16 protein-coding genes are annotated in these 22,261 nt (G+C 71.8%); 5 read left to right on the forward strand and 11 right to left on the reverse strand.

Annotation, left to right across the window (positions count from 1 at the left end):
- Positions 1-10 precede the first annotated feature (10 nt).
- Both glmM and FBY40_RS05830 read left to right on the forward strand, forming a co-directional pair.
- Positions 11-1,369 (forward strand): phosphoglucosamine mutase, encoded by a 1,359-nt coding sequence (glmM, locus tag FBY40_RS05825; protein WP_141937138.1) that lies wholly within the window; start codon positions 11-13, stop codon positions 1,367-1,369.
- 214 nt (positions 1,370-1,583) lie between these two features.
- The gene (locus FBY40_RS05830) at positions 1,584-2,957 is read left to right on the forward strand and encodes an APC family permease (protein ID WP_442922854.1); all 1,374 of its coding nucleotides are present in this window, start codon (positions 1,584-1,586) and stop codon (positions 2,955-2,957) included.
- A 12-nt stretch (positions 2,958-2,969) separates the two neighbouring features.
- Here FBY40_RS05830 and FBY40_RS05835 read toward each other — a convergent pair whose 3' ends face one another.
- The gene (locus FBY40_RS05835; RefSeq protein WP_141937140.1) at positions 2,970-4,859 is read right to left on the reverse strand and encodes a hypothetical protein; all 1,890 of its coding nucleotides are present in this window, start codon (positions 4,857-4,859) and stop codon (positions 2,970-2,972) included.
- Positions 4,860-4,960: 101 nt separating this feature from the next.
- On the opposite strand from FBY40_RS05835, the gene FBY40_RS05840 reads away from it, so the two are divergent.
- Positions 4,961-5,488, forward strand: a complete 528-nt coding sequence (locus tag FBY40_RS05840; RefSeq protein ID WP_141937142.1) for a cupin domain-containing protein — start codon at positions 4,961-4,963, stop codon at positions 5,486-5,488.
- Between the two features lie 3 nt (positions 5,489-5,491).
- Here FBY40_RS05840 and FBY40_RS05845 read toward each other — a convergent pair whose 3' ends face one another.
- A complete protein-coding gene (locus tag FBY40_RS05845; RefSeq protein ID WP_141937144.1) occupies positions 5,492-6,448 on the reverse strand; it encodes a Ppx/GppA phosphatase family protein in 957 nt (318 codons plus the stop codon).
- Positions 6,449-6,732: 284 nt separating this feature from the next.
- Between FBY40_RS05845 and coaA the strand changes: the two genes are divergently transcribed.
- Positions 6,733-7,683, forward strand: coding sequence for a type I pantothenate kinase (gene coaA / locus FBY40_RS05850; protein ID WP_141937146.1), 951 nt, complete (start codon positions 6,733-6,735; stop codon positions 7,681-7,683).
- A 7-nt stretch (positions 7,684-7,690) separates the two neighbouring features.
- Here the strand turns inward: coaA and FBY40_RS05855 are convergent, their stop codons facing one another.
- The 9 genes from FBY40_RS05855 to FBY40_RS05895 all read right to left on the reverse strand — a co-directional run bounded on the left by FBY40_RS05855 (position 7,691) and on the right by FBY40_RS05895 (position 19,903).
- Positions 7,691-7,969 (reverse strand): hypothetical protein, encoded by a 279-nt coding sequence (locus FBY40_RS05855; RefSeq protein WP_141937148.1) that lies wholly within the window; start codon positions 7,967-7,969, stop codon positions 7,691-7,693.
- An 86-nt stretch (positions 7,970-8,055) separates the two neighbouring features.
- Entirely contained in the window at positions 8,056-13,335 is a 5,280-nt protein-coding gene (locus tag FBY40_RS05860; protein ID WP_160141362.1) for an NPCBM/NEW2 domain-containing protein, read from the reverse strand.
- Positions 13,332-14,417 carry a glycosyltransferase gene (locus tag FBY40_RS05865; protein ID WP_141937152.1) on the reverse strand — a complete coding sequence of 362 codons (1,086 nt, stop codon included), beginning with the start codon at positions 14,415-14,417 and terminating at the stop codon, positions 13,332-13,334. The genes FBY40_RS05860 and FBY40_RS05865 overlap by 4 nt, the downstream gene beginning before the upstream one ends.
- A gap of 1 nt (position 14,418) precedes the next feature.
- Entirely contained in the window at positions 14,419-14,616 is a 198-nt protein-coding gene (locus tag FBY40_RS05870) for a hypothetical protein (RefSeq protein WP_141937154.1), read from the reverse strand.
- Positions 14,613-14,939: a hypothetical protein gene (locus FBY40_RS05875; RefSeq protein WP_141937156.1), complete on the reverse strand. Its 327-nt coding sequence runs from the start codon at positions 14,937-14,939 to the stop codon at positions 14,613-14,615. The genes FBY40_RS05870 and FBY40_RS05875 overlap by 4 nt, the downstream gene beginning before the upstream one ends.
- Positions 14,936-16,639, reverse strand: coding sequence for a hypothetical protein (locus FBY40_RS05880; protein ID WP_141937158.1), 1,704 nt, complete (start codon positions 16,637-16,639; stop codon positions 14,936-14,938). The genes FBY40_RS05875 and FBY40_RS05880 overlap by 4 nt, the downstream gene beginning before the upstream one ends.
- Before the next feature lie 112 nt (positions 16,640-16,751).
- Entirely contained in the window at positions 16,752-18,101 is a 1,350-nt protein-coding gene (locus FBY40_RS05885) for a lipopolysaccharide biosynthesis protein (protein WP_141937160.1), read from the reverse strand.
- A complete protein-coding gene (locus tag FBY40_RS05890) occupies positions 18,098-19,102 on the reverse strand; it encodes a glycosyltransferase family 2 protein (protein ID WP_141937163.1) in 1,005 nt (334 codons plus the stop codon). Before FBY40_RS05890 ends, FBY40_RS05885 begins: the two co-directional genes overlap by 4 nt.
- Before the next feature lie 9 nt (positions 19,103-19,111).
- Positions 19,112-19,903, reverse strand: a complete 792-nt coding sequence (locus FBY40_RS05895) for a glycosyltransferase family 2 protein (protein WP_200829933.1) — start codon at positions 19,901-19,903, stop codon at positions 19,112-19,114.
- A 474-nt stretch (positions 19,904-20,377) separates the two neighbouring features.
- Here FBY40_RS05895 and glmS point away from each other — a divergent pair, with 474 nt between their 5' ends.
- Positions 20,378-22,231 carry a glutamine--fructose-6-phosphate transaminase (isomerizing) gene (glmS, locus tag FBY40_RS05900; protein WP_141937167.1) on the forward strand — a complete coding sequence of 618 codons (1,854 nt, stop codon included), beginning with the start codon at positions 20,378-20,380 and terminating at the stop codon, positions 22,229-22,231.
- The last annotated feature ends 30 nt before the right edge of the window (positions 22,232-22,261 follow it).

Genomic DNA, 22,261 nt, shown 5'->3' on the forward strand with positions numbered 1-22,261 from the left:
CTCCACCCGTATGCCGCTCTTTGGCACGGATGGGGTGCGGGGGCTGGCCAACGGCCCCCTCACCGCCGATCTCGCACTCACCCTGGCCCAGGCGACCGCGGTCGTCCTGGGCCAGGGCCGTACCGCCGAGGCGCGTCGCGCCGCCGGCAAGCGTCTTTCCGCCGTGGTCGCCCGCGACCCGCGCGTCTCGGGAGAGTTCCTCTCCGCGGCCGTTCAGGCCGGGCTCGCGTCATCCGGAGTCGACGTGTTCGATGCCGGTGTGCTGCCCACGCCCGCCGCGGCGTTCCTCATCGCCGACATCGACGCCGACTTCGGCGTGATGGTCTCGGCGTCGCACAACCCCGCGCCCGACAACGGCATCAAGATCTTCGCCCGTGGCGGCGTGAAGCTGCCCGACGTCGTCGAGCAGCGCATCGAGTCGGCCATGGAGTGGGACAAGCTTCAGCCGACCGGCGCCGGCGTCGGCCGGATCCGCCGGTTCGCCGACGCCGAGGACCGCTACGTGGTGCACCTCCTGGGCTCGCTCGAGAACCGGCTCGACGGCATCCACGTCGTGCTCGACTGCGCGCACGGCGCGGCCTCGGGGGTCTCGCCCGAGACGTTCCGCGACGCCGGGGCCCGTGTCACCGTCATCGGTGCCGACCCCGACGGACTCAACATCAACGACGGGGTGGGCTCGACCCACCTGTCGCAGCTGGCTGCGGCCGTCCGCGACGCCGGAGCCGACCTCGGCATCGCGCACGACGGCGACGCCGACCGCTGTCTCGCCGTCGACGCCGAGGGCAACGTCATCGACGGCGACCAGATCATGGCGATCCTCGCCGTGGCGATGAAGCAGCGCGGCGCGCTCGCGCGTGACACGCTCGTCGCGACCGTGATGAGCAACCTCGGCCTGCACCGCGCGATGGCCGACCACGGCATCCGCGTGCTTCAGACCGCCGTCGGCGATCGCTACGTGCTGGAGGCGATGAACGAGGGCGGCTACTCGCTCGGCGGAGAGCAGTCGGGCCACGTCATCATGAGCCGTTTCGCCACGACCGGCGACGGTCTCCTCACCGGCCTGCAGCTGGTGTCGGAGATGGCCCGGACGGGGAAGTCCCTCGCCGAGCTCGCGTCGATCATGACGGTCTACCCGCAGATCCTCGTGAACGTGAAGGATGTCGACCGTTCGCGCGCCGCGGACGACGAGGGCGTGCAGGCGGCCGTGGCCGCGGTGGCCGCCGAACTCGGCGACTCGGGCCGCGTGCTCTTGCGCCCGAGCGGCACCGAGCAGCTCGTGCGCGTGATGGTCGAGGCCGCCGACGAGGTGACCGCGCGACGCCACGCCGAACAGCTCGCCGACGTCGTGCGGGAGCGTCTGGCGCTTTAGCGCGCGCCGACCGCCACGCGTCGCGTGCGCCGACCACGTGCCCACCCATCCCCGCCGAACCACCGCGTCTGCGTCGAGGCGCCGTCCCCGGCAAGGTGGCTCGACGCGATCGCGGTGGCTCGCCGGGCGAGGAGGGCACGGCGGGCAGCGGGGAGCGACGGGGCACTTGTCAAGGGGCGGGCGCCCGGCATCCGCTCTTCCGTACGGTGTGCGGATGCCCTCCGACGACACCGCCTCAACGTCCCCTGCCTCCGCGAAAACCATGATGCCTGCGCAGGAGGGGTCGAAGCTGCGCCGCGCCATCACCGGTCCGATGCTGTTCCTGTTCGTGCTCGGCGACGTGCTGGGCGCAGGCATCTACGCGCTGATGGGCGTGCTCGCCCTCGAGGTGGGCGGCGCCACGTGGATTCCGCTGGCGGTCGCCCTCGGGCTCGCCCTCCTGACCGCGGGGTCGTACGCCGAGCTCGTCACCAAGTACCCGCGCGCGGGCGGGTCGGCCTACTTCGCCGAAAAGGCCTACAAGAAGCCCGTGGTGTCGTTCCTCGTCGGCTTCAGCATGCTGGCCGCCGGCGTCGTGAGCGTCGCAGGCCTGTCACTCGCCTTCGCCGGCGACTACCTCTCGGCATTCGTGCCGATCGCGCCGCCGGTCGCCGCGATCGGTCTCATCGCGGTGCTGGCGCTGGTGAACATGTGGGGCATCCGCGAGTCGATGACCGGGAACATTGTGATGACGATCATCGAGGTGTCGGGGCTCGTGCTCATCGTCGTCGCCGTCGGCCTCATGCTCGGCGGCGGGGGAGGCGACCTCTCGCGCATCGGCGAGTTCCCGGCCGGCGTGAACCCGGCGCTCGCGACCCTCGCTGCGGCGATCATCGCTTACTACTCCTTCGTCGGATTCGAGACGTCGGCGAACGTCGCCGAAGAGCTGAAGAATCCGTCGCGGTCGTACCCGATCGCCCTCCTCGGCTCGCTCGCCGTCGCCGGCATCGTCTACGTGCTCGTGGCGATGGCGAGTGCCGCTGCGCTTCCTGCGGACGAGCTCGCCGCGTCATCCGGTCCGCTGCTGGCGGTGTTCGAGGCGACGGGCGTGCCGCTCCCGGCCGTGATCTTCAGCATCATCGCGCTCATCGCCATCGCCAACGGGGCGCTTCTGACCTCGATCATGTCGAGTCGTCTCGCGTACGGGATGGCCGACCGCAGCCTGCTGCCCCGCGCGCTCGCGCGCGTGCTGCCCGGACGGAAGACCCCGTGGGTCGCCATCGTCGTCACGGCGGCGATCGCCGCGATGCTCACCCTGCTCGGCGATCTCGCCACGCTCGCCGAGACGGTGGTGCTGCTGCTCCTCATCGTGTTCATCTCGACTAACGTCGCCGTGCTCGTGCTGCGCCGAGACCGGGTGGAGCACCGTCACTTCCGCGTGTGGACGTGGGTCCCCGTCGCCGGGGTGCTCTCGTGCATCCTGCTCCTCACCCAGCAGAGCGCCCGGGTGTGGCTCTTCGGCGCCATCGCGCTGGCGGTCGGGCTGGCGTTGTACGGGGTGATGCGAGCGGTGGGGGCGCGGGCTGCCGTCGACGAAGACGAGCGCTGAGCGCGAATCGGATCAGGATGACGCGGCGGTGCGCCGTCGCAGCCGAAGGCCGATGCCCGCGGCGATGAGCGTCGCCGCAGCGCCGATGCCGAGGAGTGCAGCACCGCCGCCACCGCTGTCGGCGAGGCGGGCCGTGCCGTCCGAATCTCCGGAAGACGCCGAGTCACCGCTGGTGCCCGGATCCACCGGCGCGACCGGTGCGGGCGGCTCTTCGAGGTCGTCGGCGACCCCGAAGACGGGGATGACGATCGCGAGCCCGTCGGTGTCGTACCGCGGGTCGAGGTTGCCCGCAGACACGAGGGTCGTGGCGCTGTCGACGTTCGACGAGCCCGCGCCGCCGCCACCGCCTGCCGAGGAGAGTCCGCCGGCACGGCCGAAGCTGCCCCCGTTCAGGATGCCGCCACCGCCGCCGCCGCCCGCCGCGCCGTCTTTGTGATTCTCGCCGCTGTCGCCGCCGGCGCCGTTGGCGTTGCCGCCCGGGCCGCCCTTGCCGCCGAAGTCACCGCCACCGACCCCGCCCGCTCCGGCGGCACCGATCCCGCCCGGTACGAGGGTGTCGATGCCGTCACCGCCGTCGCCGCCCGGGCACGTGCAGATTCCGTCGAAGATCGGACCGCCCGCTCCGCCGCCACCGCCGGCGCCGACGCGCGGCTCGCCTTCGCCGGTGATGAGCACAGCCGTCGAGCCGCCGCCGGTTCCCCCGTCATCGGAGGCTGTGCCGTGCTCGCCGCCGCGCCCGCCGGAGGCCCAACCGTACCCACCGTTCGCGCCGCCGCATCCGGTCACGATCTGCAGCTGCGTGCCGGCGGCCGCATCGAACCGGCCGGTCACGACAGCCCCGCTGCCACCGTCTCCACCGTCCTCGGTCGATTCGCCGCTCGCGCCGCCCGCGATCGCGAACGCGCCCGTCCCGCCCTCGGGGATGTCGAGGTCCTGGGTCGAGCCGTGGCATCCGAAGACGGTCGCCTCGCCGTTCGGGATGACGATCGCGATGCCGTTCCCGGCGTCGTTCCACGGTCCCGACGAGGTGAAGGCGGCCGTCGTCGCCACCGAGCTCGCGTACGAGGTGCCACCTGCGCCGCCGCCGGCGGCGGGATAGTCTTCATCGCCGTCGGGTGCGCCGACGCTTCCGGATCCTCCGCCCCCGCGTCCGTCGGTGGCGTAGCCGCCGCCTCCGCCGCCGGACGTCGGGAGCGGCCCGAGCGCGCTGCGCTCCTTGCCGTCATTCGTGTCCGACTCACCCGCACCCCCACCGGGGGCGCCGTTGGGGCCATCGCTGGCGTCGGCGGTGTACCCGTCCTTCGCCGGGTTGCCGCCGGCGCCGCCCGCGCCCCCCGCGTCAGCCAGGCCGACGCTCGAGCCGCCGCCACCGCCGCCACCGCCCGCGACGGCGATGAGATCAGACGATCCGGCGTCGTAGAGCGCCGACGATCCGCCGCCCGCGCCGCCGGTCGGGGTGCCGTCGACCACCGCGTCAGCGCCGCCACCGCGTCCGCCGTCGCTGAAGCCTGTGCCTGGAGTGGCACCGCTGCCTCCGCCGCCGAGCTCGATCCCCAGCAGGTCGCCCTCGCTCACGGGGAAGGTCACGACGGTCATGCCGCCCTGTCCGCCCGGGATGCCGTCGGAACTGGACCCACCGCGCCCACCCACGAGCACCACGGTCATGCGGCTGGTCCCCGTCGGGACGGCGACGACGTGTTCTTCGCCCGGGGTCCCCGTCACCAGGCACGCGCCGGAGCTGAAGTCGCAGTCGAAGGTGTCGGCCGCGGTGGCGGCCGTGGCAGAGCCCGCGGGAAGGACGGCGGCGAAGATCAGCCCCGTCACACCGACGAGCGCCGCCAGAAGCCTTGTCCTGCGTCCCGACAGGTCACGCCGGACATCGACCATCGCAGAGTCAGCCATGACCCGTTCTCCCCCAGTTGCCGCCGGGCCCCACGCCCGCGCCGTCCGTCTTCGTCCGGCCCACCCTACGATGCGAGCGCGCGGGGCGCTACGTTCGGAAGGTGACCCGACACGCCTCCCCCCGCCACGCTGTCCTCGCGATGACCGTCGCCGCCCTTTCCCTCCTCCTCGGCGGCTGCGCCGCCGAGGCCGCCACCACCTCGGTCGCGGTCGACACACCGACCCTGTCGGTGGAGGTCTCGCCCGAGGCATCCGTCGTCCCCTCCGTCTCGGCGACCGACATCGCCGCCGGAGAGATCGACGAACCGGTGCAGGTGGCCGTCGCACCGGGCGCGGAAGGGGTGGGGGTGACGTTCCGCGAGATCACCCTGCAGCCGGGCGCCGGCACGGGCGAACACTGTCACGCCGGCCAGCTGATCGCGGTGGTCAAGGAGGGCGCGCTCACCCACTACGCCCCCACCCACCCCGACGGTGTGCGCGTCTATGAAGCCGGCGAGGCGATCATCGAGGGCGCCGAGTACGTGCACCAGGGTGTGAACGAGGGCGATATCCCCGTCGTGCTGTGGGTGACGTACGTGATTCCCGAGGGGGAGCCGCTGGCCGAGACCGACCTGGCCAACTGCGGCTGAGCGTCAGACGCCGGCGCCGGAGGGCGCCGTGCTCCACGACAGCGACTCGATGTAGCGCAGCAGCACGCCCTCGCGGAGGGCCCAGGGCGAGATCTCGAGCTCATCGATCTTCAACATCGTCATCGCGGTGTCGAGCACCACGGCGGCCGCGACAATCTGGAAGGTGCGGTCGGCAGTGATGCCGGGGAGCTCCTGGCGCGCGGTTGCGGGGATGCGGGCGAGCCGTGGGATCCACGACGCCAGTGCGGCGCGGGGGAGCAGCATCCGTTCGCTCCCGGTCCAGCCCGGGGAGGGGTAGCCGGCGAGCTTCGCCAGCGAGCGGATCGCCTTGGACGACCCCACCACGTGATCGGGTCTGTCGAGGGAGCGGAAGCGGCCGATCACCGGCTCGAGGGTCGCCTTCGCATGGGCGCGCAGGCGCTCGACGGCATCCTCGCCGGGCGGGTCGTCGGGCATGAACTGCACCGTCATGCGTCCGGCACCCAGAGGGACGGATGCCGCGGCCTCGGGCAGTTCGTCGGACCCGGCCGCGATCTCGAGCGAACCGCCGCCGATGTCGAACAGCAGGATCTGACCGGCCGACCAGCCGAACCAGCGCCGGACGGCGAGGAAGGTGTAGCGGGCCTCGGCCTCACCGCCGAGCACCTGCAGCGGCGCGCCGAGCGCGGACTCCAGGCGCGCGATGACCTCGGGACCGTTCGTCGCCTCGCGCACGGCGGAGGTGGCGGTGGCCAGGAGCTCCTCGACCTTCTCGTCAGCGGCGACCTGGCGTGCCTCGGCGACGGCGTCGACGAGCGCGGTCACGCCCTCCTCGGTGATCGAGCCGTCGGGGGCGAGGTAGCGCATGAGGCGCAGCACCGTGCGCCGGCTCGTCGTACCGAGCGGGCGCCCGCCGGGCTGCACATCGGCGACGAGCAGGTGGACGGTGTTCGAGCCGATGTCGAGGACTCCGAGGCGCACGGGTTCAGGCTAGCGGGCACGGGTGTCGGGCGGGTGTGGCGCGGTCGCTGTGCCGAACTCCTGCGATCCGGGGCGTGGGGCGTCCGGACGGGTCGTTTTCGGCGGTGCAGGGCCGGTTCTGCAGGAGTTCGGGACGGGTAGCGCGGCGCAACTCCTCAGATTCGGGGCCGCCGGGCCGGATCCGGCCGGATTCACGGCCGACGCCCGCAGAATCTGAGGAGTTGTGACGCCGCCGACCTCGCGGCGCCCGAGGATCGGGGCGGCCGGTGGTTACGATGAGCGCCATGTCTCTCGACGAAGCGACCACCGACCTGGCACTCTCGCTGTACCGGGAGATCGCCCGCGACGACTGGGCGCGGATGGCTGCGGGGATCCCGCAGCCCCTCACCGAGACCGAGGTCGTGCAGCTGCGCGGGCTCGGCGACCGGCTCGACATCGCCGAGGTCTCCGAGGTGTACCTGCCGCTGTCCCGGCTTCTGTCGCTCTACGCCCAGGCCACCAAGCGCCTCGGCGCCGAGACGAGCGCCTTCCTCGGCGAGGCCGACACCACGACACCGTTCGTCATCGGCGTCGCCGGGTCGGTCGCGGTGGGGAAGTCGACGATCGCACGCCTGCTGCGCGAACTGGTGAGCAGGTGGCCCGGCACGCCACGCGTGGAGCTCGTCACCACCGACGGCTTCCTCCACCCCAACGCCGAGCTGGAGCGCCGCGGGCTCATGGCCCGCAAGGGCTTCCCGGAGTCGTACGACCGGCGCGCGCTCGTGGAGTTCCTCACCGACGTCAAGAGCGGGGCGGTCGAGGCGCGCGCACCGTTCTACTCGCACGTGAAGTACGACATCGTGCCCGACGCGCACGTGACGGTGCGCCGCCCCGACGTCGTGATCGTCGAGGGGTTGAACGTGCTGCAGCCTCCGCCGGCGCCGAACGACGTGGCCGTCAGCGACCTGTTCGACTTCTCGATCTACGTCGATGCCGAGACCGAAGACATCGAGTCATGGTTCGTGCAGCGCTTCCTCGCCCTCCGCCACGCGGCGTTCAGCGATCCGAACTCGTTCTTCCGCGTCTTCGCCGAGCTGAGCGACGAGGAAGCCGTGACCACCGCGCTCGGCTACTGGAACGACATCAACCTGCCGAACCTCGAGGCGAACGTGCTGCCCACCCGGCATCGCGCGACGCTCGTGCTGCGGAAGGCGGCCTCGCACGCCGTGGAGAGCGTGCTGCTGCGGAAGCTCTGATCTGCGGTCACCGCGAGGAGTCGCGGTCGGGCTCGGCGGCTCCCGGCACGGCGTCCGCGGGGTCGGCGGAAGCGGGGGACGACTCGGCCGGCACGCTGTCGGCGGGCGGGGCGGCTTCGAGTCTCGCGAGGAGGCGGTACTCCGACAGCACGCGTGCGAGATCGTCCGCTTCCCGGCGGGCTCGCGCGGCGAGCTCGGGATCGCGTGCCTCGACGCGCCGCGCGAAGCGGAGCGAGCGGTGGTGTGCGCGCTCGAGCTGTCTGATCGCGATCTTCAGCTCTCTCATCCGACCCCTCGACACGGCCCGCGACGCCGAACCCGCCGCGCGACCGTGCCGCAACTATAGTCCCGCCCGCGACCTCGGGCTCCGACTCAGGGAACGCCGAGAAGCACCGCCACGTCTCCGGAGTGCCAGTTCGCCGTCAGCAGGTCGCGCCGGCCGTCGCCGTTGAGGTCTCCCGCGGCCACCGCGAACGGTGTCAGCGAGACCGGCACGGACTCCCCGGCGGCGAAGCCGCCGCCCCCGGTTCCGCGCAGCAGCGTCACACTGGTGGGAGTCGAGCCGCTCGGATAGTTGCCGTGGGTGTTGGCCGAGACGATGTCGACGATGCCGTCGCCGTTCATGTCGGCGAGGACTGATGCCTTCGGGCGCGGCCCGACGGCGTGGAACTCGGTCTCCGCGAAGGTGCCGTCTCCGCGGCCGCGGAGCACCCCGATCGCATCGGAGAGCTCGGCGGTGACGACCAGATCGTCGACACCGTCGCCGGTGACGTCACCCAGCTGCAGGTTGTGCGGCCCGAGCCCCGACCAGTACTCCGTCGGCGGCGCGAATCCACCGACTCCGTCGCCGAGGAGCACCATCACCCGGTTGGATCCGTAGGCGGCCACGGCGACATCCGTATCGCCGTCGCCGTCGAAGTCGGACGCCGAGAGCGAGTGTCCGGCGTTACCCGCCGGGAAGAACGTCGGGGCGCCGAGGGCGCCCGTTCCGTCGCCCGGAAGCACCGCCATCACATCCCCGCCCCAGCAGGCGGCGACCACATCGCCGATCCCGTCCCCCGTCACATCCGCGACCTCGACCTCGTGGGTGCGATCGCACGCCTCGAAGGTGCCGACCGCCGAGAATCCGCCGCCCCCGGTGCCGCGGAAGACCGTGACATCTTCGCCCGCGGGCGAATCCTGATTCGCGGTGACGAGGTCGTCGATGCCGTCACCATCGAGATCGGACACGGCGACGTACTTGGGGAACGTCCCCGCCCCCGTCGGGTACGACGTCACCCCGCCGAAGGACCCGTCACCGTTGCCGAACGCCACCGTCACGGCGTTCGCCCCGGCCACCGCGGCAGCGACGTCAAGGGTGCCGTCGCCGTTGAGATCGGCTGCGCTCACCGAGTGGGTGAAGGGTCCGGTCGGGACGGATGCCGCTGTGGTGAACGGTCCGGTCGGCGTCGGCGTCGGTGTCGGTGTCGGTGTCGGTGTCGGCGTCTCCGTTTCGGTCGGGGTCGGTGTGGGTGTGGGTGTGGGTGTCTCCGTCGGTGTGGGTGTCGGCGTGGGTGTCGGGCTGGGCGTTCCCGATCCGTCGCCGCATCGCAGCTGCGCCCCGGCCCAGACCGCGTGGTCCCACCACGTGTTGTCGCCGGCGTCCGAGACCTCGAGCACGAGGGCGTCGTGGCCCGAGATGTCCACGTCGGCCGCCCCCGGCGCACCGCCCACGAGCGTGTCGGAGGTGAACAGCGCCGTTCCGCTTCCGTCGCGGACGGTGAAGACCACCGACCCGTTCGTGCCCACGGTGTCGTCGATGCCGATGGCACTGACCAGTCGGGTGCATCCGGCGGGCACGTCGATCGTCACCGCCGACGCGGCATGCACGCCGAGCCCGGATTCGTACGCGGTTCCGCCGAGCGTGATCGGCGCGCCGTCGCCGGCGGCATCCTCTCCGTTGGTGGTGTCGAGTTCGACCGGCCCCCACCCGTTGGTCTCGTCGCGCAGCGGCAGCTCAGACACCCACACGTCGCCCTCGGTCGGGGTGGGGGTGGGTGTCGGCGTGACCGTGGGTGTGGGCGTGACCGTGGGTGTCGGCGTGACCGTGGGTGTCGGGGAAGCCGTCGGCGTCGGACCGCCGCCGGATCCCCGGCAGGAGAATCGCGCGCTCGCCCAGACGGCGTGGTCCCACCACGTGTTGTCGCCGGCGTCTCCCACGCGCAGAGAGAGGGATGCCGCGTCGGCGACGTCGAGGTCGACCTGCGCGGCTCCGCCCGCACCGGTCAGCACCGTGGAGGTGTAAAGGGCCTCGCCGTCGGCGAGCACCTCGAACACGACCGACCCGTTGACCCCGACGGTGTCGTCGACGCCGATGGTGGACCGGAAGCGGGTGCAGCCTGCGGGCACTGCGACCGCGACCGTCGAGGCGGCGTGGACACCCAGGCCGCGCTCGTGCGCGACGCCGTCGACGACGATGGGCGCCCCGTCTCCGGCCGCATCCTCGCCGTTGGTGGTGTCGAGTTCGATCGGTCCCCATCCGTTGGCGGCATCGGTGAGCGGGAGCTCCGACACCCACACCTCCGTCGGCTCCGGCGGAGGAGTCGGGTTGGGTGTCGGAGTCCCGGTCTCGGAAACCGTCGGGGTCGGGGTCGGGGTCGGTTCGGCGCCGTCGCAGACGAACCGCGCCCCCGCCCAGACGGCGTGGTCCCACCAGGTGTTGTCGCCGGCGTCGGTGACGACGAGGGTGAGGGAGGCCTCGGCGGTGACATCCACGTCCACTGTTCCCGTCCCGCCCCCGCCGGTGAGGATGTCGGAGGTGACGAGCGCGCCCTGCGCGCCCCGCACCTCGAAGGTCACCGATCCGTTCGTCCCGACGGTGTCGTCGACGCCGACGGCGCTGACGAACCTCGTGCAGCCCTCCGGAACATCGACGGTGACCGAAGAAGCCGCGTGCACACCGAGACCGGAGGGGTACCCGATGCCGGCGAGCACGATGGGCGCGCCGTCGCCGGCGGCATCCTCTCCGTTCGTCGCGTCGATCTCGACCGGTCCCCAGCCGTTGGACACATCGCGCAGGGGCAGCTGCGACAGCCACACCTCGTCGCCGCCGCCGGTGGGCTCATCGATGACGAGCGTCGTCTCGGCTTGGCCTGTCGCACCGAGCGAGTCGGTGGCGACGACGCGGAGCGTGTGCGAGCCCGGCTGGGTGACGGTGGTCACAAGCGTCGCATCGGTGCCGATGGGGACGCCGTCGAAGAACCACTCGTAGGTGAGGATGTCGCCCTCGGGGTCGCTCGCGCGGGCCACCGCTTCGACGGTCACCGGTGCCGGACCCGACGCGACGCCGGGAAGCTCGATCGCCACGGTCGGCGCAAGGTTTTCGTACACCGCGCGGAAGGTCGAGGCGCCCTCGCCGGCGACGAACGTCCGGGAGGACTCGGCGACGCCGTCAGACCACCCGGCGAAGGTGCGGCGCGCCTGCACGAGGGGAGCGGTCAGGGTCTGGGTCGACCCGCGGATCGGACGGATGGTGGCGGGCCCGTCGATGCGCAGACCCTCGTCTTCGTAGATGACCCCGAGCCCCGCCGGCTCGGTCTCGACGGTGTAGGGGAGGCGATCGGGCGTCGCTGCTTCGCAGCTGACGTCGGTGAGTCCTGAGGGCGAGGTAGCGGTCAGGCACACCTCGTAGAAGGTGTCGTCACCGTGCTCGTCGACCCTCACGACCCCGGTCGTCGCGTTCGGATCGGCCGGGTCGATCGCCCACGAGGGGGTTCCGAAGTGGCTGTGCTGGTTGTGCCACTGGCGCACCTCCCAGCGGTGCCCGGTGGTGGGCATCGGGCCGTCGGGTGTCGACGCGCGCCCAAGGAACACGAGCTCATCGCCGATCGCGTATGGCGACGGCAGGAGGGGATCCACCTCCGCAAGTGGTGGGTCATTGCCGGCGGTCACGCGCGTGGTCGTGGTCGACGACAGCCCGCCCGGCCGGTCCTGCGTGACGGTCAGGCGCACGTCGTAGGCGCCGGGGTCGGCGAAGACATGCGTCGGCTCGGGATCGGTCGACACCGGGGAGCCGTCGCCGAAGTCCCACGCGACGCGCAGCGGCGTACCGCCGGCGTCGTACGACGGCCGGGACGAGAAGGCAACCTCCAGCGGTGCGACCCCGGAGGTGGTCGAGGCGGTCGCGATCGCCACCGGCGGCGCATCCGCATCCACGTATCGGATGCGACGGACTTCGCCGCCCGCGCTGGCGTACTTCACCCAGTAGATGTTGGTGTCCGGCCCCGCGACGACCTGCACCGGGCCGGAGCCGGCTCCGGTGTCGACCCCGAACTGCGAGACGTTGTTCGCGGCCCCCTGGGCGTCGAAGTGCACCGCACGGATCCACCGGCGGTTGTAGTCGGCGATGAACAGCGCGCCGTGGTACGCCTCGGGATACGCCTCGCCCTCGTAGAACGCCCCGGCGTTCGCGGCCGCGCCGCCCTCGGAGTGGTCGTAGGTGTACACAGGGGCGGTCACTGCCTCGAGCCCCTCGTCGTACACCGCGTCGCACGCTGCCGCGGTACTCGTCGTGGCGGCATAGGTGTCCTGTCGACGGCTCACCGTCGACAAGCCCTCCGACCCGGCGGCCAGCCCGCCCTCGTAGCAGGGCCAGCCGAAGTTCGCCCCTTTCCCGGTGTTGATCTCCTCCCACGTGCCCCAGCCGACATCCCCGACCCAGGCCGCGCCGGTCTCGGGGTGGACGGCCATCCGGAACGGATTCCGAAGTCCCGATGACCACACCTTCGAGCGGTTCGCCCCCGGATCATCCGCGCGGAAGTAGGGGTTGTCGGGGAGGCCCCCGCCGGTGACCGGATCGATACGCAGCACCTTGCCCGAGAGCGAGTCGAGGTTCTGCGCGAGGATCGCCCGCGGATCGGGGCCGTTGTAGTTCGCGCCGTCGCCGTTGGTGACGAACAGCGAGCCGTCGGGGGCGAAGGCGACAGTGCCGATGGTGTGAGAGTTCTCATCCGACCCGAGGCAGTCGCGGATCGGCTCGCCGCCGAGTGTGCCGCCGGTCATGCACGACACCCGTGAGGTGTCGCGGCCGTCATCCTCGTTCCCGATGTTCTCGCGGGTGCTCGCGGTGCCGAGCAGCACGACCCCCGAATCGGGAACGGCGCGGGTGTAGCCGGCGGCCGCATCGGCGGTGAAGCGCTCGAGGCGGCTCACCCGCCCGGGGATCGGCCACCCCTGGTCGGGCACGACCCCGGGCGGGTCGTAGGTGTAGAGCAGGTACACGTACGGCTCGGCGGGGAAGTCGGGGTGGATGGCGAGCCCGAGCAGACCGCGGTCGTCGTTGTCGTGCACGCGCGCGGAGATGTCGATGAAGGGTTCGGGGTCGAGCCCGTCAGGACCCGCCACCCGCACGACTCCGCCTTTCAGGGCGATGAACATGTCGTCCTGCGGGGTGAACGCGATCGCCGAGGGGTAGGGGAGGCCGGAGACGACGGGCTCATCGACGAAGCCGGGCGGCAGGTCGCCGAGAGCAGCCGTCGCCGAGGGAAGCGTCCCCACCAGGGCGAGTCCGGCGAGGGTCAGCGCTCCTGCGGTCGCAGTGGAGAGGATGCGGCGCAGTCGACCTCGACGCAGAGGTGAGCCGGTCTTCCGCGTGCCGATATCGGATGACATCATCTCGCCCCTTCGGTTGCAGGTCGCCGTCGTGACGCGCCGACGGCGGCGGTGTAGACGGCGTCCAGCCGCCCTGTGATCGCGACGGGATCCGTCGCTTCGCGCGCCCATGCTCCGCCGTGCCGAGACAGGCGCAGGCGCCGCTCCCGATCGGCCAGGAAAGCCCGCACCGCCTCGGCCGCCGCTGCGGGCGCGTCGGGGACGGCGAGCACGAGGTCGTGCCCGACCGGGCCGAGGGTCTCGGCCACGGCCTCGGACGTCACGCAGGGCACTCCCGCCGCCATGGCCTCCATCACCGCGACCGACTGGCCCTCCCAGCGGGAGAGCTGGACGTAGATGTCGGCCCGGGCGAGCAGGCGACGCTTGTCGTCGCCGAAGACCGGAGCAAGGAATCTCAGATTGGCGGGGGCATCGGAGATGAGCCGTCGCGCGCCATCCGGATCGTTGTGATCGACGTCGCCGTGCACCACGAAACGCATCTCGGGGAGGTGGCGGGCGAGCGCTGCCGTCCGATCAAGACCCTTCTGATACACGTCGAAGCGGGTCAGGGTCACCGCGATCGGGGTGAGGGAGCGGCTGCCGGTGTGCCGGGGGGTGTGTCCGGGGTGCGCGGGGAGGGGATTGTGCACGATGGTGGTCCGTGCCCGCGCGACCAGGGTGCGGACGTCGCGTTCCTCGATCGCGGAGAGGCACACCACGCGGGCCGCGTGCTGCAGCGCGGTGCGCTCCACGAGCGCGATCCAGACCGCCTTGCGTACCCGGGCGCGCGCCCGCCCGGCCGGCGCGAGCCCGGAGTGGGGCGAGACGACGTACGGAATCCCGGTCATCCGACAGGCCGCCGCCGCGACGGCGTGCAGCGGGCGGTACACCGAATGCAGGTGGACGACCGACGGGCGCTGCCGGCGAAGAGTGCGGATGACACTGATCGCCGTGGCCGGAAGGCCCGCCCGCCCGCGCCACGTGGCATCGAGCACGTCGACGTCGTGACCGGCCGCACGCTGCGCGTCGCACAGGGTGGCCACGACCGCCCCGATGCCGTCCAGAGGGGAGACGGCGGTGGCGAGATCGATGTGCAGGATGCGCATGTCAGCCTCCCAGCACCACGAAGCGCAGGGCGATGATGAGCAGAGCGAGGGTGATCGCCGCCCCCGCGACGATGCGCAGGGCCACGCGCACGCGCGCGGAGAAGAGCCCGACGACACTGACCGTCCAGCTGGCCACCGCGAGCACCACCGCCCCCACGCTCGCCGCGAGGAGGGCGGGGGAGAGGAGGAATTCCGTCACCGCGACACCTCCCGCACCGCCAGCGCGGCCGCCGCGACGATCGCGACGACTCCGACGACGAGCGCCGGGTGGAACAGGCCCACCAGGAGGAGCGCCTGCGCGATGACCGTCGCCGTCCCGAGGCCCAGGCCCAGCACCAGGACGAGCGTCTGTGCGGTGGGGCGTTCCCCGGGCAGCGCGAGGGCGACGGCCATCCCTACGCCGAAGAGGGTGAAGGGCGCGACCACGAGTAGGGGGCCGACACCCTCGGCTCCGCTGGCGGACAGGCCGACGGCGGCCAGGGCCCAGGCGAGCAGGAACACGGTGGCGAGTTCGCGGGTCATGAGGCACCCCCCACGCGGTAGACGACCCCGCCGGGGTTCTCGCACACCGCGGTCATGCCCGGATCAGCGGCCAGCTCGCGTTCCAGCATCGTCGGCCACGCGGCCGGGGCACCCAGAGATCGCACGACGAACTGCAGCTGGGGCTCGGTGACGATGAGATACCGCGGTCGGGGGGTGTCCTCGAGGCGGGCCCTCAGATCGTCGGCGGTGTCGGCGTCGAAGGCTCGCTCGTTCGCGGAGAGGTGCAGGTGGTCCGCGATGTCGCGGAACTGCCAGGCGAGGTGAGGGCTCACCGACAGGAGCGTCGACCCGGCCGGGGCGCGGTCGTAGAGGCATCCGGCCAGCGCGATCTCATCGGGAGTCACGCGCTCGAACGGCTCGTTGCCGTAGCGGGCGACGAGGAACGGTGGCACACAGGCCACGGTGATGATGATGACGGCCGCCCCCGCGGCGCGGCCGAGTCCCCGCCGCGTGACGAAGAGCTTGGTGAGGAGCATGGCGAGGAACGGTGTGGCGAAGACCAGGACCCGCAACACCCCCTCGCCGCCGTAACTCTGGGCGAACAGGAGGAACCCCGGGGCGGCGGCCAGGAGCGGCAGCGACAGCTCGATGCGCCGGTCGCGGACGAACTCGGCGATGACGCCCCCGGCGGCGGCGAGGACGACCGCGAGCGTGAAGCCCATGCGCACGGCCACGACCGTCTGGTGCTCGGCGGAGCCGCCGGTGCGGTCGGCGATTCCGGCGGAGAGATTGCCCACCGGGTCACCGACTCCGCCGAAGACGTCGGCGACGAACGGGATCCAGAAGTCCGACGCCCCCCACGAGACCCAGACGAGGGCGGTGACCCCGACGATCCACGCCGGCAGCATCCACGGGAGTCGCCCCGCGTACCACAGCACGGCCAGCTGGACGGCGATCACGAACGGTGTGAGCTGGTGGGTCATCGCCACCGCGGCGCAGAGCACGACGACCGATCCGACCAGCAGCAGCGCATCCGGAATGCGGGCGCGCACGAGGGCGGCGTCACGGATTCCCGGTCGACGGGGCCACAGCAGCCCGCCGCGTCTGAGCAGCCCGTCGCGCGTCGTCCACAGCGCCGGTGGTCGATCCGACAGCGTGAGCACGATCGCGATGATCGACAGCCCCAGCAGGAGAGCCAGGGACTGCGGTGCGAAGTAGTCCTGTCCGAACCAGTCGATGAGCGGGAAGAACCACACAGCGAGCCAGGGAGCCCGCCACGATCCCCGCCACAGAACCACGCAGCGCCGGGCGATCACGAGGATCACGGGGAGCATCGCCAGCACGAAGAAGATCGGCGCGAACCGCAGCACCGGCTCGGGCACGGTCTCGCCGGCGGGTGAGAACGCCGACGCGGTGACGACGAAGAATGCCGGCCAGCTGAACCGGGCGCCCAGGCTCGGGAGGACGTCATGGTTCTCCATGACGTGCGCGGTGTACCCGGCGTGCAGCCACGCGGTCGGAAAACGTGCGAGCTGCTCGAGGACGATCATCGTGCCGTGCACGACGAGGGCGAAGGCGCCGGCCAGGAGCCCGAGCGTCCACGGATGCTCCTCGGGCAGGCGGAGCACGAAGACGAAGGCCCCGGCGAGACACAGCACGGCGACGAACAGCGAAGCCGGCCACACCGTCACCACGGCGAAGTGGAGCGCGGCCACCACGAGGGACGCGGTGGTGAACAACAGCGGTCGCCGCGTGAGCGCGCCGCGGGGCCCGGGGCGCCCTTTCAGCGCGGACGGTGGAGACCCCGCGGACGCCGCCCGGGTGGGTGCGGGCGCCGTGTCGCGCGAATACTCAAGGACCATGGGTCACCGCCCGGGTCGATCCGCGGCGTCCGCCGGAGAGGGGGATGACCACGGCGAGGGCGACCACCTGTCCCGCCGCCCATGCGAGGGCCATGCCCAGCGCGCCGCCGTTCGGCACGGCCCAGGCGGCGATGCCGAGGACCGCCGCCGCGTGGGTGACCTCGACCAGGGCGATCCGTCCGGTGCGCCGTGCGGCGCGAAGCCCCGCCAGGCGCAGGATGAGTATCGCGCGGAGGATGGATGCCGCGGCGAAGACCTGCAGCACCGGTGCGCCCTGCGCGGCATAGGTCGGACCGAGGAGCGCGAGGATCGGTTCCGCGAAGATCGCCAGGACGGCGGCGCCGACGGCGACGACGACGAGGGTGCGCGCGGTCACCCGGTGCGAGAGTTCCTCCCGGCGCTCGGGGGTACGGGCCAGCTCGGTCGCGAGCGGGACGGCGGCATTGTGGGCGAGGGTGTCCAGCACCAGCACGATCGCCCACGCCGCCGCGAAGACGCCGGCCATCTCGGCGCCCGCCCAGGCGAAGACGATGAAGGGCAGGAGCGTCGTGCACGACTGCAGCGCGACGACCCCGATGTAGTCCGCGGCGAGGAAGCGCGCATCGTCGCCGCGCCGCGTGCCGACAGCGACGGCCGGCTCCCGGGGCGGGGCGATCCGCGGGAGGGCGATCACGAGGGCCGCCACGGGGACTACGAGAGCGATCGGCGCGAAGGTCGCGAGAACGATGGCGTCGCCGCCGGGGACCTCGCCGGGTCGTGCCGTCGCGGGCAGGAGAGCGACCGCACCGACGAGCGCCGCGATCTTCAGCACGGCGTATCCGCTGTTGAGCGCGGGGACGAGCGCCGTGCGACGGCGGGCGATGAGAAGGGCGTCCTTTACGGCGAACGCCGTCCAGGCCACCGCGCAGGTCACGAGGAGGGGGAGCGTCTGCGGAACGATCGCGGTGCGAACCGCGAGGACGTCCATCGTCACGACGATCGCACTCACCACCGCACCGACGGCGAGCGTCGCGCCCGCGGCGAGAGCCCACAGGCGGAACGCCGCGGCGCGGCCGTCTCCCGACGCGCGGGCGAGGAGGACGCCCGCCGACTGGTAGAGGTTCAGTTGGCCGAGGCCGGCGATCGTCAGCACGATGGCGACCGTGGCCGTTCCCGTCCCGACCGCCTCCACCGGCAGGAGGCGCGCGGCGACGACCCAGAAGGCGAAGCCCAGCGCAGCGGTGACCGCGGTGTTGACGAGCATCAGGTGGCTGCCCCGCAGTGCCGGATCGGCCCACTCTCGGGCGATCAGCGCCGCGATGCCGCGGCGCTCGGTGATCGTGCGGTGCGTGGCGATCATCCGGCCGCTCCCGCCTCGTACCGATGGACATGCGACATCGCGGGCGGTGCCGTGAGAGGTCGGCGTTCGGGCCGGATGCGAGCGTCGAGATACCCGACGACCGTTGCGGCGAGCCCGATGACGATCACGCCGGCGCGGGCGAAGGCGGCGGGCCGGAGGTGCAGCAGCCCCTCACCGAGGGCGCGGATCGTGGCGTCGAGAAGGGTCATGACGACGAATCGCCGTTCGGTGCGCAGCGTCGCCGCGCCCGGGTGCCGGCGCGACACGGCCGCTTTGCTGCGCCCCTCGCCGCGGCAACGCCGCAGGAAGTAGGCCAGGCGCTGACGGTGGGCGGTGACGCGGTGGTGGACCCGGGCGCTCCGGGCGAGCACGATGACGGAGCCGGATTCCTGCGCGGTCAGCCGCAGCGAGACCTCCGTCTCCTCGCATCCGGCCGTCGACGACCCGACCCGACCCAGCTCGGTGATGAATCCCCCCGCGCGGGCGAGGGCCTCCGCGCGGAACGCCATCGCGCAGCCCACGGGGTTGCGCACCGCCCCGCCGTCGCCCGGGAGCCCCCGGTGGCTGCAGCCGACCACCCAGAGGAACTCGTCGGGAAACCACCCGGGGCGCCCGGGAGCATCCCAGACCGGCACGGCGAAACCGCTCACGCCGACGACGTCCGAGGCGGCGAACGGTGCCGTCATCCGTTCCACCCACGTGGTCTCCGCGACGGCGTCGTCGTCGAGGAACAGCACGATGTCGGCACCTGCGGCGGCCCGCAGGCCGGTGTTGCGCGCATCCGACAGTCCCTGGCGACCGGAGTTGCGCACCACGAGGGTGTCGTCCTCGAGCTCCGCGCGCAGCACGGCGAAGAGGTCGTCGTGGTGATCGACCACGACGATGACGAGCGCGGGCGGCGTGGTCTGGTGGGAAAGGGAGGCGCGAGCGGCGCGGACGTCATCGAGGCGCTGCGGAGTGAAGCAGCAGATGACCACCGCGGTGCGGGTGGGAGGGGGCATGGCGGTGCCTCATTCGCCTTCACCTACGAGTTCGGCGGTCACCTTCGGGCGCGCGCGCCGCTCGGCATCGACGACCGAGTCGACGGAGGCGCTGACGAAGCGTTCGAACAGCAGCGTCCGCAGACACCGCAATCCGTCGCGCACAGCGGAGAGGTTGCTCTCGCCGAAACGGCGAGAGGCCTCGAAGCTCGGTACCTCCACCACGCGAAGGCCCGCTTTGACGGCACGGACGTGCATGAGCGTCTCGATCTCGAACCCGTCGCCCCAATGCCGCAGACGTGTGCCGTCGGCCGGATCGGGGAGGCGCAGCGCCCCTGCGGCCTCGCGGGTCATCGCATTGAAGCCGTAGCAGAGGTCGCTGTGGCCGGTTCCGAACAACAGGTTCGCCAGGGAGTTCAGCACCTTATTGCCGATGAACCGCACGGCGGTGATGTCGGCGCTTCCGCCGCCGCGGGAGAAACGGCTGCCCCGGACGTATTGGGCGCCGGCACGCAGGGGAGCGACGAAGCGCTCGATCTCGCGCGGGTCCATCGAGCCGTCGGCATCGATGGTGACGATCTCGTCACCGGTGGCGGCGAGGATGCCGGTGGCCAGCGCGCTGCCCTTTCCCGGCCGGGTCTGACCGAGGACGCGGATGCCCGGCCTTGCTCGACGGGCGATGGCGACTGTCGCGTCGGTCGACCCGCCGTCGACGAGGATGACTTCGTCGACGGTGTCGGGGAGGAGCCCCAACACGTGCTCGATGTTTCTGGCTTCGTTCAGCGTCGGGATGACGACGCTGAGGGTTGTTTCAGAGTGCACTGGACTGCTCTTTCCGTTCACGGTCGGATGCGGCGCGCAGCCAGGGCAGGCTCGAGCAGCGACACCGTCGGGTACGGTGACACAGCCGTCATGGCCTCTCAGTACGGGTGCTGACTCCCCAGCCGCCTCACACGCTCAACACGTGTGCCCGTCGGTGCGCCCACGGCGCAGCATCACCCCCTGAGGGGGAGCGCGTCAGAAGCGCCGAACGGCCGTCAGCGCAAGTCGGGTGTCCGACGGTCGGTTCCGCGATTCCCCAGAGACACGCTCGGCCCCGGATCATCACATTCTGTGGTCCTGCGCGGAGCGGGGTCCGGGTTCAGCGCTGGTGCCGGGAATCGTACGCGCGTGCGGCATCACTCGCAAGAGTCCGCGGTGATCGGTGGGGGACTCATGGGCCCCGTACATGCCTGACCCGGGGAGGGCGATGTTCGTTCAGACGCCTCACATACCCCGGATCGTACGATGGAGCCCATGTGTGGAATCGTCGGGTACGTGGGCCCTCGCCAGAGCCAGGCCATCCTCCTCTCGGGCCTCGCCCGCCTCGAATACCGCGGTTACGATTCCGCCGGCATCGCCGTCATCGACGGTGACGGGGATCTGGGCATGCGCAAGCGTGCCGGCAAGCTGGGCATCCTCCGCGACGACCTGAAGACCCACCCCCTCGCCGACGGCACCACCGGCATCGGGCACACCCGGTGGGCGACCCATGGCGGGCCCACCGACGACAACGCCCACCCGCACCTGGCCGATGACGACAGGCTCGCCGTCATCCACAACGGCATCATCGAGAATTACGCCGATCTGAAGGCCGAGCTCCTCGCCGAGGGCTGCACCTTCAAGAGCGAAACCGACACCGAGGTCGCCGCCGTGCTCCTCGGCCGCGCGTACCGCGCCCGCGGCGGCGACCTGGTCGCCGCGTTCCGCGACGTCGCCGCGCGCCTGGAGGGCGCGTTCACCCTTCTCGCCATGCACCGCGACCAGCCGGGCCTCGTCGTCGGCGCGCGCCGCAACTCCCCGCTCGTCATCGGGCTCGGCGAGGGGGAGAACTTCCTCGCCTCCGACGTCGCCGCGTTCGTCGAGCACACCCGCGACGCCCTTGCGATCGGGCAGGACGAGATCGTCGCCATCACCCCCGAGGGCGTCGAGGTCACCGACTTCGACGGCAACGCGGTCGAGGTCGAGCGGTTCGAAGTGACCTGGGACGCCTCGGCCGCCGACAAGGGCGGCTGGTCGTCGTTCATGGCCAAAGAGGTCTCCGAGGAGCCCGAGGCCGTCGCGAACACGCTGCGCGGTCGCATCCGTGACGGCGTCGTCACCATCCCCGAGCTCGACGGACTCGATGAGCTCTTCACCGGCATCTCGCGCATCATCATCATCGCCTGCGGCACCGCCGCCTATGCAGGGATGACGGGCAAGTACGCCCTCGAGCAGTGGGCGCGCGTGCCGGTCGACGTCGAGCTCGCGCACGAGTTCCGCTACCGCGACCCGGTGCTGACCCCCGACACCCTCGTCGTCTCGATCAGCCAGTCGGGCGAGACGATGGACACCCTCATGGCGGTGAAGTACGCCCGCGAGCAGGGGGCGAAGACCGTCTCGATCTGCAACACCCAGGGCGCGACGATCCCGCGCGAGTCGGACGCGATCGTCTACACCCACGCCGGCCCCGAGGTCGCCGTCGCCTCGACGAAGGCGTTCGTCGCACAGATCACCGCGCTGTACCTGCTGGCTCTCCACATCGCGGCGCTGCGCGGCACGCTCGGCGCCGCCGAGATCGCCGAGCAGGCGCGCGAGCTCGAGGCGGTGCCCGAGAAGATCGCGCACATCCTCGCCACCGAACAGGAGCGCATCGAGGAGCTCGCGCACTGGATGGGCGACACCCGGTCGGTGCTCTTCCTCGGTCGGCACGTGGGCTACCCGATCGCCCTCGAGGGTGCGCTCAAGCTCAAGGAGATCTCGTACATCCACGCCGAAGGCTTCGCCGCGGGCGAGCTCAAGCACGGCCCCATCGCGCTCATCGAGCCCGGTCAGCCGGTGTTCGTCATCGTCCCCTCGCCGCGCGGGTCGGCGGTGCTGCACCCCAAGGTCGTCTCGAACATCGAGGAGATCAAGGCCCGCGGCGCGCGCGTGATCGCGATCGCCGAGGAGGGGGATGTCGCGGTGCTCCCCTCCGCCGACGAGGTGCTGCGCATCCCGCTCGCGGGCCCGCTGTTCGAGCCGCTCCTCGCCGTCGTGCCGCTGCACATCTTCGCGATGGGCCTCGCCACGGCCAAGGGGCTCGACGTCGATCAGCCGCGCAACCTCGCCAAGTCGGTCACTGTCGAGTAGCGGCGCGGCCGGCTCGTCGCCTGTCGTCGT

It is taken from the genome of Microbacterium sp. SLBN-154 (assembly GCF_006715565.1).
Taxonomy (GTDB): Bacteria; Actinomycetota; Actinomycetes; order Actinomycetales; family Microbacteriaceae; genus Microbacterium.

Coding starts and splice junctions, on each gene's coding strand:
- glmM (WP_141937138.1), top strand. CDS start 11: ATGCCGCTCTTTGGCACGGATGGGGTGCGGGGGCTGGCCAACGGCCCC.
- FBY40_RS05830 (WP_442922854.1), top strand. CDS start 1,584: ATGCCCTCCGACGACACCGCCTCAACGTCCCCTGCCTCCGCGAAAACC.
- FBY40_RS05835 (WP_141937140.1), bottom strand. CDS start 4,859: ATGGCTGACTCTGCGATGGTCGATGTCCGGCGTGACCTGTCGGGACGC.
- coaA (WP_141937146.1), top strand. CDS start 6,733: ATGTCTCTCGACGAAGCGACCACCGACCTGGCACTCTCGCTGTACCGG.
- FBY40_RS05855 (WP_141937148.1), bottom strand. CDS start 7,969: ATGAGAGAGCTGAAGATCGCGATCAGACAGCTCGAGCGCGCACACCAC.
- FBY40_RS05860 (WP_160141362.1), bottom strand. CDS start 13,335: ATGATGTCATCCGATATCGGCACGCGGAAGACCGGCTCACCTCTGCGT.
- FBY40_RS05865 (WP_141937152.1), bottom strand. CDS start 14,417: ATGCGCATCCTGCACATCGATCTCGCCACCGCCGTCTCCCCTCTGGAC.
- FBY40_RS05875 (WP_141937156.1), bottom strand. CDS start 14,939: ATGACCCGCGAACTCGCCACCGTGTTCCTGCTCGCCTGGGCCCTGGCC.
- FBY40_RS05885 (WP_141937160.1), bottom strand. CDS start 18,101: ATGATCGCCACGCACCGCACGATCACCGAGCGCCGCGGCATCGCGGCG.
- FBY40_RS05890 (WP_141937163.1), bottom strand. CDS start 19,102: ATGCCCCCTCCCACCCGCACCGCGGTGGTCATCTGCTGCTTCACTCCG.
- glmS (WP_141937167.1), top strand. CDS start 20,378: ATGTGTGGAATCGTCGGGTACGTGGGCCCTCGCCAGAGCCAGGCCATC.